Raw genomic sequence first — 15,621 nt, forward strand, 5'->3', positions numbered from 1 at the left:
GGCGCCCGGTGGCTGAGAGACCGATTGCGCTCCCGCCTGCACAATATGGAGGAGCGCATGATCAAGCGTCGTCGCTTCAGGAACACCACTTTGGAAGAAATGCTCGCGGACCAGGCACAGCGTCTGGCGAGGCAGGCCCAGGGCATCCCGCCCGGCTACAAGAGACAGCGACTTGTTCGCAAAGCTCGGCAAGCCGAAACAGCTTCTCACATGATTGATTGGGTAATGTCGTCCGGACTGCAGCCGCCGAAGTAATAAGGCCGCCTCAGTAGGCGGCCTCCTTCATTTCGAATGTTACCTGTTGGCCCTTCTCAGACTCGTGGGTCCGCTTTGCGCCAAGAGCTGCCGCTACGCGACCCGCGCCTGACCCAACTCCGAGAAAGAGGTAAAATGCCTCAGGGTTACATCCGAGGAGCAACAACATGATCCCACAAATCCGTGAGCTAGTTCCGACCAGGATCGACTGGTGTGCCTCCGCGATCATAGGCAACACGATGCCGCCCCGAGATCCTGATGACGACGAAGAGGACGCGGACGACGACCAGGATGACGAAGAGAACGGAACCGACGAATCGCCGGTCGTGCGCGAGCCAGACGAAGACTAAGCAGGATGCGTTAGTATTGGCATAGCCTGAACTTCGGAGAGCATGATCCGCAACCAATGTGCGGCGCGCGGCCTCGGCTTCCAGGGCACCAACCAACACGAACGGGCGACGGTTCTCGGCGGAGCGACCTCTCGGCGTTCACTGGTGCAGGAGACTAGCATGACCCTCATATGGCTTGGTGTGCTGTTTGTTTTCGGCGGCGTGCTCCAGATGGTCTTTCAGCCAATCTGGCGAGGTCGATTAAGCGGCGGAAGGCTGCTTCGCTCCGGGCGTGACACACTGGAACCAGAAAGACCGGGTAGCGGCTTCGAAATCAAAGCCAATTGGCCTGGACTTGCGCTGGTCGCGCTCGGCGGTGCTTTCTTGCTGGCCGGAGCTGTCATCTGAGCTGAAACGAACCTCGTTAACGTCTCGGGCATAGCGCGCACCTCAGTGCTGTAGCCATGTATCTTCTTGGACCAGGAGCGGACACGAGAGGGGATTTCGTCTGTCAAGCTGGGGATTCCGGCTTTCTGTCTGGACGCTCAATAAGTTCATATATGGGAACGTGGGTGCATTCCGACCACGATTCCAGCGCGGCTCCGCAGACCGCGCAGATCGCGTCACCCGTATGCGGCATCAAGAACTTCTCTTCGGTGCGTCTGTACTCGGCGCCGCAATTGCATTGAACAATTGTCGCCATGCCCCGAGTATGCGCTTGGGAATGTGAATTTGCTATCGCGAACGCCACAACAAGAATATCGCCCCAGCATATGAGGGGCGCCTGGCGGTCGCTTGGCGAGCCATCCTTATTTTGACGTCGATCCAAGTGACGGAACGCAGCACATCTTCGTGAAGTGTCAGCGCTCCTTCCGCGTTTCTCCGGCCGTCAGCCAAAATCCAGTGCTATAAGAAGGGGTGTGGTTTTGTTTGCGTCGGCTGTGGGGCGGGACAATGCCAATCAATCGGCTGTTGAAAAATAAGTGCGCGCCGGAAGAAATCGAGCTTTTGAACAAGGCCTTCAACCACGCTCTCAACTTGCTGGGCGTGGTTGATCGTAACGACCCGTTTTGCGATATGGTCGCTCGCAAGGTTATCGACGTCCGCGCGACAGGCATTAGCGAGCCGCGCGAGATCGCGGAATTGGCTGTGCTGCGGATTGGCCTTCGGTAAGGCCGCGTCAGTCGGCAGCCTCTTTCATTTCGCCATTTCGCGAATGTCGCCTGCTGGGCCCATGGCTGAAGATCGCGACGTCGGCTCGTTGCGCGGTCAACCGGGGCTCTTAAGACAATCAGTTGGCGCAGCGGGTCGGCGGTCCAGCCTGGACGATCGCTCGACTGCCGAATTCGCATAGTCGCCTGCCCGCACTCTGATAATGCCGACGCTGTTGGAGGTCGCCGGCATTCTGACGCCCAGCCGCCCCGCGACCAGCGTATGACGTAAACTTGCTGAACCTGCGCCTCCCGACTTTTCACGGAGGATGCACAGTACGATCTGAATGCTCTTGTAAGGAGGAAAGGACATCCCATGCACCCAGCAATCATGGCCGTAATGGCGGCTACTCAATTGGTGACGCCCGTTTCCGAGACCATCCCAAAACTCAATGTCGAAGCTACCTGCAGAGGGTCGGTGGAAGCGGATAAGGCGATGGGTTTAGCCTTACCTCAAACCTTCGATAAGTGTATGAGCGATGAGAACTCAGCGCGTCAGCAATTGGACACGATTTGGCTTTCGTATTCCCCGACCATCAGAGTCCAGTGTGAGGGAGAGGCGACGGCCGCCGGCGACCCCAGCTATGTCGATCTCTTGACCTGTCTGCAGATGAGCAATGGATCGATCACGACCTCGACCACTGCTTTGAGGGGCGCGAGCAGAAAGAAAAAGGCGCCGAACTAGGCTGTGTATCGCGGCAGCGAGGAAACGTCGATCCCTAAAGCGGGATGACTTTTCTTCGAATCGTCATCCCGCTTTAGCTCTTTGTTTGAGCACGATCTCCGCGCAAACGCTTCGCGTTTGTCGCGAGGGAAATCCGCTTCACACTTTTCCGCATCATGCTCTAGCTTCGCCAAAGGCGATCCAAAACCATAGCCCTGACCAAGTTTCCGACGCCGGTCCAACGGCCAAACCGCGATTTGGTGCGCAAAATGCCGACGTCTTCAGCATCCGAACTCGCCACGAAGATCTTTCGCGCTTTGATAAATCGCCAGCTCAGCGGATTTCGCTTTTGAAACACCATCTGAACGTCATCTTGCAAGTATCCGGACAGGACGATGGGTGGCGGGGCGAACACTTCCGGCAATGTCGCGGACAAATTGCTGTCGGTCAGAACTTGCCATCGCGAGTGTCCGCCCATGAGCGGTGACCGCAAGCTGAATACCACTCGCCCTATCCTGGTTTCGCGGATCGCATAAGAACACATCGCACAAGGCTCAACGGTTGAATAGAGCGTGCAATCATCGAGGCTGGTCGCACGGAGCGTCTTCTGGGCCAAGGCAATTGCAACCATTTCGGCGTGTCGCGTAACGTCCTGTTCGACCTTGACCATGTTGAGGGATTCGCAAATGAACTGGCCTCGCCGAGCGATGACGGCCGCAAACGGGTATTCCCCGCTTTGACCCGCGGATTGGGCGAGAGCGATGCAGCGACGCATCATGATCGAATCTAACTCTGGGTCAGACATGCTCATGGGTGCCAGCAGACGCTTGCGCAGTTTTCTTCCACCTCGTGAACGATGTGTCTGCAACGTTCACTTGGTTGTTGCGAGGCTGCACCAAAAAGGAATGCTCCGCCTCTTGATTGCGTAGTTGGCCGCTTTGACTACACGAACCCTGCAAAACTAATGTTAGGTTCGCAGTGTTGACTATGCAGATTCGGAACGTCCAAGCCCCAATTGCGCGGCGCTTGCACGAGTCATGGGTTGGCACCAGCGCTTCTATTTCGTTATCCTCGGCCTTGTGGGGGCAGGCGGCGTTGGCGCCGCAGGCGACAGATTGAACGTCAGCCAGATGTTCCAGCCCGCTGGCCGATTTTCATTGGCGAATTCGCCGTAGGCCTTCAGGTTGAGATAGCCCTGCATGTCGCCGACCGGAAAGATATAGCCGAGCTGCGGTCCGGCGCCGCCCACCCGCGACTGGAAGCAGCCGACACGATTGCCGGAGCCGCTGTCACAGCCGAGCTGCTGGTAGACGTAACCCACGAGGCCGACCTGCCACTGCTTGGTCAGGAATTGCGATACGCCCCAGTCGAGGTGCATGTCGACGCCACTCTGATATTGAGTCGCAGGGTTGATGAAGTTGTAGGTGAATCCAAGCACCGCCGAAGCTTCGTGCCCAGTCTTCGGGTCGAAATAGGTGTAGCCGCCGCCGGCGTCGATCGCCCAGTGCCCGAGCCCCAGATTTGCAAGGCGGGATGACTCGTAGGCCCCGACCGGAATGTCCCCGGTGATGTAGGTCATGTAGTTGTGAACGCCGGAATTCCACTTCAACTGGAAGAACGGGATCAGATCGCCAAATGCGGTTAGCGAGCTATCGATGCTGTCGAACCGCGAGAACGGGAACGCGCCGCCCGGCGTCGTCAGTGTTCCCGTGAGTTGTCCCGCAAGTGATGTCGAGTTGTTGCCGTAAGCTGTTAACAGGACGGCAGAGGCCTGCGCGCCCAGCACGGGTGTCTCAAAAGTGTAGGTAGGGGCCACCAAGCCCAGATTGGCGGTTGCATTGACCCTTGCGTTCACGGTGGCCGTCAGATTTGCGGGAATGCCACCGATCGTGATCTCCCGTGCCCGCGCCACGTCACCGCCGGCGGAAACCGAGGTGCGATAGTAAATCGAAGTTATCGACCAACCCGGCTGTTGGGGGGTAGCCGCGAGGCTACCGAAGAAGCCGGGTATCCAAAAGCTGATGCCGCCTTCATCGGCCCGCGCCACATCATAGGGAAGCACAAGCAAGGTCGCAATTGCCGCACTCAACCGGCAGACAAAACCGGCCGTCGATATCGATTTCCCGCCCTTCATCCGCCAATCCCCCTTTTATTCCACCGCTCCTCCGTCACCGCCGAAGAACGATCCGGCATGCGAGGGACCGGAAACGAAAAAATGCTACCACAGCGCGTCTACGTGTGATCGATGCTTTCGCAACCTGTGCATCCTTAGCGAGAGACTGTGCCTTCCATGCCACAATTTCCGGGCTGAAAATACTTGGTGGTTTTGCCGATTCTGCATAGCGCCGCTGATTTGCGCCTTACGAACATTGTTTGAAAAATGCCCCTCAGAAGTTTCGCTGAACGCGAAGCTCCAGATGGACTGCATCCTGGTCCTTGAACTCGTAGCGCGTCGCAGGCTTCGGAGCTGCCGCCCCGAGGACCGCAGAGCCTTGGAATTTCTGGTCGAGGTGAAACCACTGCACTTCCGCCGAGAAGGTCAGGTTCTTGACGGGTGTCCAGCGGGTCACCGTGCCGAGTTGCGAGACGTTGAAGTCGGGATTGCAGACATAGTCGGCGCTCACCGCCTTGGCCGGCGTGGTGTAGTTGGCGCAGATGAATGCCTTGGCCGTGCCGTCGTAGCGGACCACCGAATAGCTGCCATAGAGGCTCGTCGACCAGTACGGATCCCAGTTGTGATTGAATGCGCCGCGGACGCCAAAGGCCTCGGTCAGATGCAGCGAGCCGTCGCCGCCGGCTGCGACCGGCAGGTAAACCGCATCGGTGGTGGCGCCGAAGCCGATGCTCTGATAGGCCGCCGGATTGCTGGAGCCGCCGAACATCGCAAAGCTCGGCGAGGTCGAATCCGTTCCGATGATGTATTTCGTGGCTCCCTTGGCGTAGCTCGCATCGAGCTTGATGTCATCGGCAGTGCCGGTCGGCAGGTTCTTGATTTGCAGGGCGGCCATCACCGCGCCACCCCATCTGGTGTCGGGGTGACCGCTGATCTCCGACAACGCAGTCGGCGCCGCGCCCGGCAAGCCGACTGCGCCGGCCGGCGCGCCAGCGGTGTTGAGGACGTTGTAGGAGGCGTTCACCTCATGCGCCGCTGCGGAAATCTGGAACAGGCCCCAGGCCTGATCGACGCGGATATTGCCGACGACCTCGGGGGCATGAACGCCGGCATAGGCGTTGCCGGTGTTCAACGTGGCATTCAGCGCCAGCGACAGATTGTAGACGGCGGTGCGGTCCCACACCGTAGGATCGTCAAGTCCGATGCTGCCGGTCACGCCGTTGCCGAAGTCCGCGGTGTACTGGATGTTGTTGGCACCGCTATTGTCACCGCTTTGGCCACCCAGCAGGAACGACGAGTTGTTGCCCGGAGTGCCCTGCCAGGGCGACGCGTAGGCGGACGCTGACTTGCCGAAGGTGAATCCCGCGAACTGGACGAAGAGATCATAGATGGCGACATAGCCGCCGCCGGGGGTGTCGAGCAGGTTCGAGTTCGCGACAGGAAGCGAGCCGTTGATCGAGTTCGGGTTGAAGGTGCTGCCCCCCAGCGTGGTGAACTGGAATTTGCTCGAAGCGAAGGTGCGGACCACGCCATATTCGGTAGCGGTGCGGGTATCGACCGTCAGCACCATGCGCGAGCGGTCGACGAAATAATCGAAATAACGGTTCCGCTGCCCGGCATCGCCATTCCACGCCGGCTGGCCGTGGGCGGCGCCGCCGTTGAAGGTGACGTCGGCACGCACATAGCCGCCGAGCTTGATGCAGGTGTCGGTGCCCGGAATGAAGAAGAAGCCCGCGCCGTACAGCGAGCAGGCCTTCACATATTCGACAGCCTTCGCCTTGACCGGCAGATCGGCCGCCTGGGCGCCGCCGGCGGCCATCAGGCCAGCCACCGTTCCGAGAACCAGATTCCGCGCCCTTTTCATTCCCGGGCTCCTTCCCGTGACTCATGCAGGTGCGTGCGCCAAGAGTGAATCCAAGACGGTCGGCAGGCAATACGTGCCAATGGACCGCGCGCAACTCGCTGGCCGGTTGTGATTTTTCTGCCACGCTGTCGGCATCCGCTGTCGTCCCCGCGAAAGCGCAGGCAGCCGTTGTGGCGCGAGCAAGCGGTTGCAGAGCTGTAGGGTGGGCAAAGGCGCACTTGCGCCGTGCCCACCATCTGGCGCCGTGCTCGCGATGGCGGGCACGCTTCCGCCTTCGCTCGTTAAGCTACGGCGGACAAGTCGCTTTGCCCACCCTACGGCGTTGCCGCGAGTTCTGATTCAAATGTCAAACAGCTCTCCGCTGTCATCGTCCGGCTTGACCGGACGATCCAGTATTCCAGGGGCAGTCGTGCTTGAGCCGAGAGGCTCCCGGATACTGGATGCCCGCCGGAGCCTGTCATCGGGCTCGCCGAAGGCGAGACCCGGTGGCGGGCATGACGGTGGAGTGTGAGGAGAGGATATAAGTTCGCATTCTCGCGGCACTTTGCGTCCGAGCTTTGCGACTACTTTCCACCCTCCTCGATATCAGAGGGCGCAGGGAAAGCCGGGTGCTGGTTGCACCCGTGGGTCCCGTGCAACAAAAAGCACGGGGGTAGGACCACAGGTTCAACCGAAGCATTCCGGCTTTCCCTGCGCGATGGTGTTACGGCTTACTTCGTGCTCTTCCCGGTGACCGGGCTTTCTTGCCACCGTCATCTCAAGCGCGAACTTGTTCGCGCGAAAAACTTAGCGCCAGCGTCGGGGCGCCAGAACCACACGACTTCGCCGTCCGCTGATGCCACGCTCGTCTGTCGCAACACCCGCGTCCACCGCATCCCACCGCAACGTTCGTGACGATCGCGAGCCGCCCCTCATCCGCCGTGAGACGCGCGGAGTTAAATCACTGATTTGCCCGACGGCGAAAGCGGAATGTTTTTTCCGCGAGGGCTGGACAGACTTTGGACTGATTTGCCCGTCGGGTCGTCGTGTCGCGGCCAAGCATCGAAATCGTCGTTGTGCGCAAAGCGAAGCAGGCCGTAGTGAAAGCAGGGAGCCGGTTTCGAAGGCTCAGCCGAATACCCTGTATGTCGGATTTCGGAGGTAAAAACGGAAATGGAAACTCGATCCGAAAGTGCCGCTTTTGACCGATCGGCAGCGACGAGATCATCGAGTAATGTGTCGTTTGTTGCGCTGCATGAGTCCGGTTGTGGCCCCAAACCGGACGTCGTTGCATCGCGAGACCTGCGCTGCGTCGGGATGTCCTGTTACCAAAAGTGCGGGACATCAAGAGCCAAGGGTTAAGCTATGTCATCCGTGGCTAAAATCTGCCGCGCGGTCTTTTCTTGTGCGATAATTCCTTCCAGCCGCGATATGTTCTCGAGCAAGCGCTGGCTGGTCAGCACAAGAGAGTAATAGCTGAATTGTGGATTCTGAAAATAAATCTCGAGCAGCTTTTCATAAGTAATAGTCATCACTTGCCCGTCTTCGATGCATTCGACGGTCGCGGTTCTCCGCTGATTGGGCGTAAGGAAACCGAGTTCGCCCATGAGACGTCCCGGCGGAAGCTCGACGCCGATTTCCCTGACCAAAAACGTTCCTGTGACCGTCAGGAACATTTCGGAAGCTGCATCATCCTTCTTGAACAATATGTCTCCCCGGCGATATCTGCGTTCAGTCATGAACGGTTTGAGCCATTCCAATGAGGTATCGCCCTCCGTCGCGATACGTGCCCTTTTGATGAGATTGAGCATTTGACGGAGGCGGATTGCATTGATCGGCAGCAAGAGCAGATAGAGGATGAAAGCCCCGACATTTCCCGAGAGCGCGCCATAGGCAACGAAGAACATGCAGCCGACCATGTTTGCGACGCGCAGCGGCACTATCGTCTGCATCAGCAAGGTAGCGGCAAGAAAGATGGCGCCAACGAGAGCGAACATGTTGGCGAGCGTGATGTTGGCGAGCACGATTTCCAGCAGCCGGTTGAATAGTGCGTCGTAGGTGATGTTGTTCGGATCGAGACCCATCTGAACCAGAATCTTTGCGATCCTGAGATTGTCCGCCGCCGTATCAAGAATGCGGTCTAGTATCGAAGCTGCACTGTTGGACCCCATCGGATCATCCTCCGCGCAAGGCTGTCGGTATTCGTCGGGTATCCCGGATACTGACAATTAAAGTCGGATAGCAACCCTTTGAGTAAGATTAGTAGCGGTCTCGGTGCATCGATCGATTTTACCTCGGGCGTTGGTTTCGGCAATTGCCCGCTCTCTAGTTGGTTTTGCCGTTGTATCTGTCCCTTAAGCTGAAGAGAGGTAACGCCGGTTCCTGTGCGACTTTCGCAAGTGGAGGGCAATAGCGTCGCAAAAATCGGGAACTTCCGAGTCTGGCCCGAAGCAGACTTCGCCGCGGGCCAGCCCGCCTACCGTGCGACGGAGCGAGCTGGTAGCCTTGCAAGAGCCGAACGGCCAGTTGCGCACAGCTCCGCCCGGCCGAGGTAAGCAGGCGCTGCCGAGTGTGCGGCGTTGATGATAGGGAGTGGTGAGATGATACTCAATCCAGATCATGTTACGATCGCAGTGGCGGACGCCGGCTCGGCGATCGCGTTCTTCGCGCTGCTTGGCTTCACAAAGGATCACGTCGCGACGATCGGCGGTGGCCTTCCCGCCCGGTACATGGGCATGCCGGGCATGAAAGCGCAGCACATCACCCTCGCGCTCGAAGGAGCGGATCCTCCTTTCGAGATCCAGCTGCTTGAGTTCGACCCGACACCAGGGACCGATCCGGGTGCGCACCCGACGAGTCTGCGACAACGGGGCTTCAATCACCTCGCATTCCGCGTCGACGACATTGAGGCGGCCACCGCGCACCTCCTGGCCCACGGCGTAACCGTGCTGAGCGACGAGATGGACTATATCAGCCGAAAGCTGCGGCTCTTCGAGGGTCCTGAGGGCATCACCGTTGAATTGGTCCAGCGGGGCGGCTGAGGCGCGTCTGGCTAGGGCCTCCTGGGCCCCGCTCGATTATAGACTTCCGCGCTTGCCCGGATCGTCGCCGTTGTAAGGTAGCTGTGTTCCCTCGACGCGCCTGTGCGGGCGCCGCCGGATGCGGTAGACGGAGGCCGGGGGAATATTCAAAGCCGTCCTCGCGACGAGGCTGGCCTTCAGCCCAAGACGATCTAGAATTGGCCGTGGCACCGGACAGCGCGGCCCATACGTGAACTGATAGAAGGTGCCGTCATCGCGCATGTGGCGGAAGGCGCCGCTGAGAATTGCGATCACCTTGCGCGGCGACATCGACAGGAGCGGAAGTCCGCTGACCACCGCGGCGGCGGGGGCCATGAAGGGCTCGTATTGCGAAAGCTGACGCGCATCCATCCACAGCACCCGCGCCCTCGGGAAGCGCTCTTGCAGCAAACGGACGAAGTCCGAGCCGTATTCGACCAGCAACAAGTCGCGTTCCGGAACGCCGCGCCGGATCAGCGCATTGGTGAAGGTGCCCGTCCCTGGTCCCAGCTCGATGACTGGCCCGGCGCCGGGAACGATCTCCTGCGTCATCAGACGAGCCAGCGTCTGGCCCGACGGGGCGATCGCAGAGACTTGCCTCGGATTTGCAACGAAGGCGCGGATGAACTCAAAGAAGTCCAAAACGGCAGCGGAACCCAAGGAGACGCTCCTCTCTGGTTGTGAGTAAAATTGTTCGGCACGAGTTTCCGGATTTTCTGGACGGCAGCGGTCGACCTCCAGCCGAGCCCGAGGCCGGAGCGCCGAGGCCGGCTCCTCGGCGCTACGATGCGATGTTGCGCTGCCTTGCCTCGCCTTGGGCGGCGTTGGAAAGAGCTTCCCACGCTTCCCAGGTGGCGAGGCGGTCGGCGTAGGCGGCACGGGCGCGCGGCAGACCTTCCGTGCCGACGAAGAACCGCAACGGCGGGTCCTCCGCGTCCACGATCTTCAGGATCGCATCCGCCGTTGCTTGCGGATCGCCGAATCCGAGCTTGGCACCCGCCGCAAACACCTCGGCTCGGGTATTGCCGTAGGCCGCGATGACGGGCGTGATCTTCAGCGAGGACATGCTGGCAAATCCCGTCGCGTACGCGCCCGGCTCGAGCATCGTGACCTTCAGCCCGAAGCCCTTGACCTCCTGCGCGAGGCTTTCATGAATGGCTTCGAGCGCGAATTTCGAGGCGTTGTAGAACCCAGTGATGGGCCCGGCGACGATGCCGGCGACGCTCGACACGCCGATGATATGGCCGCTGCCCTGTCGCCGCAGCAGAGGAAGCGCGGCCTGGATGACGCGAAGAGTGCCGAAGACATTCGTGTCGAACTCGGCGCGCACATCGGCCTCGAGCGCCTCTTCGATCGCCCCGACGAGCGCATAGCCCGCGTTGTTAAGGACGACATCGAGCCGCCCGAAATGCGCGAAGGCCCTGGTAACGACGTTCTGGACTGCCACGGCGTCGGTCACGTCCAACGCTAACGGCAGCACGGCGTCGCCATAGCGTTCCGCAAGATCGGCCACGTCCGCCAAGACCCGGGCGGTGGCCGCGACCTTGTCGCCACGCTTGAGGGCGGCCTCGGCCCAGATGCGGCCGAAGCCGCGGGATGCGCCGGTGATGAACCAGACTTTGTCTGACATGCGATCTTCCTTGGTGAGTTGACTTTCAGCAAATGCTGTCGGGTTCTTCGTATCGCTGGAGCAGCCAACCGGCAGTGGCGAACCACGCCAATGGACTTGCAGCAACCGCCAAAGAAGTGGGCCAGGCCGAAATCGAGGAGCTGCATGCAGCGGCCGCCTCAATGTTCATCCGGATTCCGTTGGCTAGTGAAGTTTGTTGCCGTGCAGCTCCCGCCAGCGGCTTGGCGTCACGCCTTCCCAATATCGGAAGGCTCGATAGAATGAACTCGCATCCTGATAGCCCAGGAGGCACGCGACTTCGTCAATTTCGGCCGACGGATCGGACAGAAGCTGCCGCCCGAGCTCTTGGCGCGCTTCGACCAGAAGATCGCGGAAGCTTGTGCCCTCTTCGGTGATGCGGCGCTGAAGGGTGCGCTCGCTCAGGCCTAGATCACGCGCAACGTCGGACAGCTCCGGCCGTCCGCTCGCAAGGCTGCGCTTGAGCACGACCTTGACCTGCTCCTTGATGGAGCTGCGCGCCTGCAGCTCTCCGAGTGCGGAGGCCAGGGCCGGCGTGAGCATCTCGAGCAGCGCCTGATTGTATCCGGGAAACGGACGATCGAGATCGGTCGGTTTCAGGATGAGCGCGTTGCGCGCCGCGCCGAAGCGGATGGGGCATTCGAAATATTTCTGGTAGACGTCACCCTTCGGACGAGGGCGGACGAGCTCGACGCGTTTCGGCGTCAAGTGCTGTCCAGTGCCACGACGCCCGAGCTCAACCAAGGACGCGAAGGTCACGTCCGTCGAAATCGCGGGCTCCGGCTCACTCGCGTGAGGCCATTCGACCGTGACGGCGCATTCGTCCTTGCTTTGCGCGACACTCAATTGCTCCGGCGAGCAGAGCCGCTTGAAACGCGCGATGCGAAGCAGCCCGTCGCGGTAATCCTTCGCGTAGAATGCGACGAGGCTCGAGGGGGGATGCACCGCCGTGTCGGTCCGCTGCACCAGCTCGATTCCGAGCCCGGGCTCCGGCTTCAGCTCCTCGAGGGCCTTCCAGAGAGCAAAGAACTGATCCGTGGTGACGTGCCCCTGCTCGTTCAGGTGCAAGGTCGCCGGCAGGCGCGCCTGCCGCAGCAGCGCGGGCGGCGGCACGCCGATGCGCTCGACCGTCTGCCAGAAGGCCTGTGGCACCTTGCATCTGTCTGCGGCCGCTCCACTCATGGCTGGTCCTAGCGCATCTGGCTCATGATCACGCGATCGAACATGCGGTCGCCGAACCATTCGCGGATCTTGATCATCGGCTGGGCGTATTTGCCGGCAACGTAGCGCGTGCGCGGCTTACTCTCCCTTACGGCCTTGGACACGACATTGGCGATCACGCTCGGATCGGTGCCGCGGCCCTGGCCGTACGCATCGCGGGTCGACTTCGCGACCGCCTGGGTCAGCTTGGCGTAGGGACCTGCACCCGACCGCTTGAGCAGCCCATTGGCGACCACGTCGCCGAACCCCGTCTCGATCAGGCCGGGCTCGACCACCACGACCTTGATGCCGAAGGCGGCGAGCTCGAGCCGGAGGCAATCCGACCAGCCTTCGAGCGCATGCTTGGTGGCGTGATACCAGGCGCCCAACAGAGTATAGATCTTGCCGCCCATCGAGGTGATGGATGATGGTGCCGGCGCGCTTCTCCCTCATCTTCGGCAGCAGAAGCTGCGTCAGTCGGGCTGCACCGAACAGATTGACCTCGAACTGGTAGCGTGCCTCCTCGATGCTGACGTCCTCGACGGGACCGTACAGGCCGAAGCCGGCGTTGTTGACGAGCACATCGACACCGTTCACCTCGCTGAGAATGGTATCGACCGCCGCCTTGATCTCGACCTCCTTTGAGATGTCCATGCGCAACGCCCTGGCTCCGAGCTCGACCAGGTCATCCATCTTGTCGATGTGGCGCGCGGCGACGTACACCTGAAAGCCGTCCTTGATCAGGCGTTTGGCGATTTCCTTGCCCATGCCCGAGGACGCCCCGGTCACAAATGCTGTCTTCTTGCGTCTATCAGTCATCTCAACCTCTCAGTGTTTGGCTAACCCTATGGCGTCCAGGCGCCGCGACACTGACGAAGTCCGCCAAAAGACTTGCACATTGCGCCAACCGACGCCAGCGAAGCCAAACAGAGAGTTAACGGCGGCAGGAATTTTTCTCCGAGGCACTGGATGACAATCCCAACCAGGCCGAGCTCCAGAACACGGCGCGACGCCTCTAACGGTCTCGGATGCTGGAGCCGCCGTGCGGCCCCGAACACCGGTTTCTGGCTTGTTGCGTCGAACGCGTCATCCGCGAACGCGATGGAAGACCCTGGTCTGTCCCATGGCCGAAATGCCCAGAAACCCCCTTAGGTGCATCTTGCCGTCCGTGAGCGCCGCCTTGCAGTTGTAGGTGCGTCCGGAGGAGGCATCGTAGATCGAACCGCCGCTCCACTCGCCGTCGGCCCAGCGGAGACCCGTCACGACGACGACATTTTTAAGCGAGCGCGAATGCAGCGCGGGGTCAGGGTTGTTGGCGTCCTTCTTGAAGGTAACGTTGTCGGCCTCGACGATCTCGTTCCCGTACAGCATGCGCGCCTGGATTTCCGATCCGGCCTTGTACATGTCGAGCTTGACCGTGCCGTTATCCGCCTCCCAAACTCCGACGATCGCGTCGGCCGGCAGCGGCTCGGCACTCGCCACAGGCGCAAGGAACAGGGCCGAGGTGGCGAGCGCGAGCACAAGCGCTGCGCGCCGTGAAAGTCGAGGTGTGTTCATTCTGAGAGTCCTTGATTTGTTAGGGGCGCGTAGGCAACCTGTTCGACACCATGCTCAGGCGATGGTGTGACCTGACCTCCGGTTACCTCACGAAACTGACCCTAGATGCTTGGGATGGGCTGCGCTGTGGCCGTAGACGCCAAATGAATTGCAGCCTCCGCCATTGGTCGAACCTCTTCGTAACGAACGCACTGGCGGAGCAGCCGATCGACGTGTTCTGATAGCCGCAGCCGTTCCCTTATTGGCGCTTCCGAGGCGCGAGGATCCGACCAGACGTCTGCTTTGCGCCAAGAAGCTGCCGCTCTGACGAGGTTGCCTCCTGCGTCGATATTGGCTTGTCTGCTCTTGCGCCGCTCTTCAGGATTCAGCGGGCATGATCTTTTGAATGCACAGCCTGATCGTCGTTTCCGCTGCTGCTCCCAGCCGGCTCCGCCTGTGCGATCTCGGCCGCGGCGATATCGCCCTTGCTGACTTCCCCGGTGTCGGCGATCCGCGCCTCTGCCGTTTCCTTCACATGCGCGGCCAGCGCCGGCAGGCGTTCGATCAAAGCGTGGAAATCCTGCGCGTCGAGCGCCAGCAGCCTCGTCTTGCGTGTCGCTGTCACGGTGCCGGAGCGGCTGGTGCGCTTGAGCAACGCGATCTCGCCGAAGAAGGTGCCGTCGGACAGCCTGACCCGCTGGCTCGGCAATTCGATCTCCACCTCGCCTGCGGTGATGAAATACATCGAGGACGCGACGTCGCCGCGGCGGACCAGCACTTCGCGCTGTTCGATGGTCTGGGCGCGCAACAGGCGCATGATATCCGCGATCTCGGCGGCGCCGAGATGGGAGAACAGCGGCACCCGCGCCAGCATGCCCCAGGTGACGACGAAATCGCGCCGGCGCACCTCGTCGGCGAAGGCGGTCGAGATGATCGCGACCGGGAGCGCGATCATGGCAAATCCGAACACGATCGCGAACGTCGTGACGATCTTGCCGAGCGGCGTCACCGGGATCACGTCGCCATAGCCGACGGTGCCGAGCGTCACCATCGCCCACCACATCGCCTGCGGGATGGTGCCGAACTTGTCCGGCTGGACCTTGTGCTCGATGGCGTAGAGCAGCGAAGCGAACAGCAGCACTGCGCCTGCGAGGATCACGAGGCAGCCGACCAGCGTGCGCCGCTCGGCGTGCAGCGCCGCCAGCAGCGAGCGCATCGCCGGCGAATAGCGCACCAGCTTCAAGAACGGCAGCATGCCGAACATCACCACCGCGGTCTTGTCGCCCAGCATCAGCGCGATCGCCGACGGCACGAACGCGATGAGGTCGATGATGCCGAAGCTCGAGAACACATATTCGATCCGCGCCCGCACGGCCGTCGTCGCGTGCAGGGAGTGACCGGCCACGCTCCAGATCCGCACCGCATATTCCAGCGCGAACACGATGACCGCGGCGACCTCGATGGTCGTGAACAGCGTCCCGAACGAGGCGTCGAACTCCGGCACCGACGCCAGGATCGCCGCCAGCACATCGATGGCGATGATCAGGACCAGCAGCCGGACCAGGCGCGCGCCGGGCGTATAAGGCAGATGATCGTGTTCGAGCAGCTCGTAGAGCCGGTCCCGCAACTCAGGGGCACCGCTCTCGCGCTTGCCCGGCATGGTCAATGAGATCGTGATGCGATTAGACGGAATCGCATCACGATCTCATCTCTTTGCTTGAGCATGATCTCTTCGGAAAACCGGGTCCACTTTTCCGGATCAT

The 15,621-nt window shown here is 60.8% G+C and carries 15 protein-coding genes and 1 pseudogene; 6 read left to right on the plus strand and 10 right to left on the minus strand.

The genetic code is table 11. The features are described 5' to 3' along the window. Nucleotides 1-57: 57 nt before the first annotated feature. The 5 genes from ACZIRK_RS15490 to ACZIRK_RS15510 all read left to right on the plus strand — a co-directional run bounded on the left by ACZIRK_RS15490 (nt 58) and on the right by ACZIRK_RS15510 (nt 2,480). On the plus strand, nt 58-255 hold the full coding sequence (locus ACZIRK_RS15490; protein ID WP_456647066.1) for a hypothetical protein: 198 nt from the start codon (nt 58-60) through the stop codon (nt 253-255). A gap of 167 nt (nt 256-422) precedes the next feature. Next, a complete protein-coding gene (locus tag ACZIRK_RS15495; protein ID WP_130231099.1) occupies nt 423-605 on the plus strand; it encodes a hypothetical protein in 183 nt (60 codons plus the stop codon). A gap of 159 nt (nt 606-764) precedes the next feature. After that, entirely contained in the window at nt 765-992 is a 228-nt protein-coding gene (locus ACZIRK_RS15500; RefSeq protein ID WP_028166356.1) for a hypothetical protein, read from the plus strand. Nucleotides 993-1,538: 546 nt separating this feature from the next. Next, a complete protein-coding gene (locus tag ACZIRK_RS15505) occupies nt 1,539-1,757 on the plus strand; it encodes a hypothetical protein (protein WP_130231097.1) in 219 nt (72 codons plus the stop codon). A 354-nt stretch (nt 1,758-2,111) separates the two neighbouring features. Continuing rightward, complete coding sequence (locus tag ACZIRK_RS15510; RefSeq protein WP_463327640.1) at nt 2,112-2,480, plus strand: hypothetical protein; 369 nt, start codon at nt 2,112-2,114, stop codon at nt 2,478-2,480. Between the two features lie 160 nt (nt 2,481-2,640). Here ACZIRK_RS15510 and ACZIRK_RS15515 read toward each other — a convergent pair whose 3' ends face one another. The 4 genes from ACZIRK_RS15515 to ACZIRK_RS15530 form a co-directional block, all read right to left on the minus strand. Then, the gene (locus ACZIRK_RS15515; protein ID WP_130231095.1) at nt 2,641-3,270 is read right to left on the minus strand and encodes a nucleoside deaminase; all 630 of its coding nucleotides are present in this window, start codon (nt 3,268-3,270) and stop codon (nt 2,641-2,643) included. A 246-nt stretch (nt 3,271-3,516) separates the two neighbouring features. Continuing rightward, nucleotides 3,517-4,593: a SphA family protein gene (locus tag ACZIRK_RS15520; protein ID WP_130231093.1), complete on the minus strand. Its 1,077-nt coding sequence runs from the start codon at nt 4,591-4,593 to the stop codon at nt 3,517-3,519. Between the two features lie 253 nt (nt 4,594-4,846). Beyond that, entirely contained in the window at nt 4,847-6,436 is a 1,590-nt protein-coding gene (locus ACZIRK_RS15525) for a porin (protein ID WP_463327641.1), read from the minus strand. Nucleotides 6,437-7,773: 1,337 nt separating this feature from the next. Further along, nucleotides 7,774-8,586: a Crp/Fnr family transcriptional regulator gene (locus tag ACZIRK_RS15530; RefSeq protein ID WP_463327642.1), complete on the minus strand. Its 813-nt coding sequence runs from the start codon at nt 8,584-8,586 to the stop codon at nt 7,774-7,776. Nucleotides 8,587-9,015: 429 nt separating this feature from the next. On the opposite strand from ACZIRK_RS15530, the gene ACZIRK_RS15535 reads away from it, so the two are divergent. Beyond that, nucleotides 9,016-9,456, plus strand: coding sequence for a VOC family protein (locus ACZIRK_RS15535; protein ID WP_463327643.1), 441 nt, complete (start codon nt 9,016-9,018; stop codon nt 9,454-9,456). Between the two features lie 36 nt (nt 9,457-9,492). Here the strand turns inward: ACZIRK_RS15535 and ACZIRK_RS15540 are convergent, their stop codons facing one another. The 6 genes and pseudogenes from ACZIRK_RS15540 to ACZIRK_RS15565 all read right to left on the minus strand — a co-directional run bounded on the left by ACZIRK_RS15540 (nt 9,493) and on the right by ACZIRK_RS15565 (nt 15,518). Next, entirely contained in the window at nt 9,493-10,134 is a 642-nt protein-coding gene (locus ACZIRK_RS15540; protein WP_474418112.1) for a class I SAM-dependent methyltransferase, read from the minus strand. Nucleotides 10,135-10,255: 121 nt separating this feature from the next. Beyond that, nucleotides 10,256-11,104: an SDR family NAD(P)-dependent oxidoreductase gene (locus tag ACZIRK_RS15545; protein ID WP_463327735.1), complete on the minus strand. Its 849-nt coding sequence runs from the start codon at nt 11,102-11,104 to the stop codon at nt 10,256-10,258. A gap of 183 nt (nt 11,105-11,287) precedes the next feature. Next, entirely contained in the window at nt 11,288-12,304 is a 1,017-nt protein-coding gene (locus ACZIRK_RS15550) for an AraC family transcriptional regulator (RefSeq protein WP_463327645.1), read from the minus strand. A gap of 8 nt (nt 12,305-12,312) precedes the next feature. Then, nucleotides 12,313-13,141: pseudogene (locus ACZIRK_RS15555) on the minus strand (oxidoreductase). Nucleotides 13,142-13,408: 267 nt separating this feature from the next. Then, nucleotides 13,409-13,879: a DUF2147 domain-containing protein gene (locus tag ACZIRK_RS15560; RefSeq protein WP_463327646.1), complete on the minus strand. Its 471-nt coding sequence runs from the start codon at nt 13,877-13,879 to the stop codon at nt 13,409-13,411. Between the two features lie 364 nt (nt 13,880-14,243). Next, a complete protein-coding gene (locus tag ACZIRK_RS15565) occupies nt 14,244-15,518 on the minus strand; it encodes a cyclic nucleotide-gated ion channel (RefSeq protein ID WP_463327647.1) in 1,275 nt (424 codons plus the stop codon). Nucleotides 15,519-15,621: the final 103 nt, after the last annotated feature.

This window comes from Bradyrhizobium sp. Leo114 (genome assembly GCF_055229415.2).

Excerpts from the sequence above, each read along its gene's own strand:
- ACZIRK_RS15535 (WP_463327643.1), top strand. The coding sequence starts at position 9,016 with ATGATACTCAATCCAGATCATGTTACGATCGCAGTGGCGGACGCCGGC.
- ACZIRK_RS15505 (WP_130231097.1), top strand. The coding sequence starts at position 1,539 with ATGCCAATCAATCGGCTGTTGAAAAATAAGTGCGCGCCGGAAGAAATC.
- ACZIRK_RS15550 (WP_463327645.1), bottom strand. The coding sequence starts at position 12,304 with ATGAGTGGAGCGGCCGCAGACAGATGCAAGGTGCCACAGGCCTTCTGG.
- ACZIRK_RS15560 (WP_463327646.1), bottom strand. The coding sequence starts at position 13,879 with ATGAACACACCTCGACTTTCACGGCGCGCAGCGCTTGTGCTCGCGCTC.
- ACZIRK_RS15520 (WP_130231093.1), bottom strand. The coding sequence starts at position 4,593 with ATGAAGGGCGGGAAATCGATATCGACGGCCGGTTTTGTCTGCCGGTTG.
- ACZIRK_RS15545 (WP_463327735.1), bottom strand. The coding sequence starts at position 11,104 with ATGTCAGACAAAGTCTGGTTCATCACCGGCGCATCCCGCGGCTTCGGC.
- ACZIRK_RS15565 (WP_463327647.1), bottom strand. The coding sequence starts at position 15,518 with ATGCCGGGCAAGCGCGAGAGCGGTGCCCCTGAGTTGCGGGACCGGCTC.
- ACZIRK_RS15495 (WP_130231099.1), top strand. The coding sequence starts at position 423 with ATGATCCCACAAATCCGTGAGCTAGTTCCGACCAGGATCGACTGGTGT.
- ACZIRK_RS15510 (WP_463327640.1), top strand. The coding sequence starts at position 2,112 with ATGCACCCAGCAATCATGGCCGTAATGGCGGCTACTCAATTGGTGACG.
- ACZIRK_RS15515 (WP_130231095.1), bottom strand. The coding sequence starts at position 3,270 with ATGAGCATGTCTGACCCAGAGTTAGATTCGATCATGATGCGTCGCTGC.
- ACZIRK_RS15490 (WP_456647066.1), top strand. The coding sequence starts at position 58 with ATGATCAAGCGTCGTCGCTTCAGGAACACCACTTTGGAAGAAATGCTC.
- ACZIRK_RS15500 (WP_028166356.1), top strand. The coding sequence starts at position 765 with ATGACCCTCATATGGCTTGGTGTGCTGTTTGTTTTCGGCGGCGTGCTC.
- ACZIRK_RS15525 (WP_463327641.1), bottom strand. The coding sequence starts at position 6,436 with ATGAAAAGGGCGCGGAATCTGGTTCTCGGAACGGTGGCTGGCCTGATG.
- ACZIRK_RS15530 (WP_463327642.1), bottom strand. The coding sequence starts at position 8,586 with ATGGGGTCCAACAGTGCAGCTTCGATACTAGACCGCATTCTTGATACG.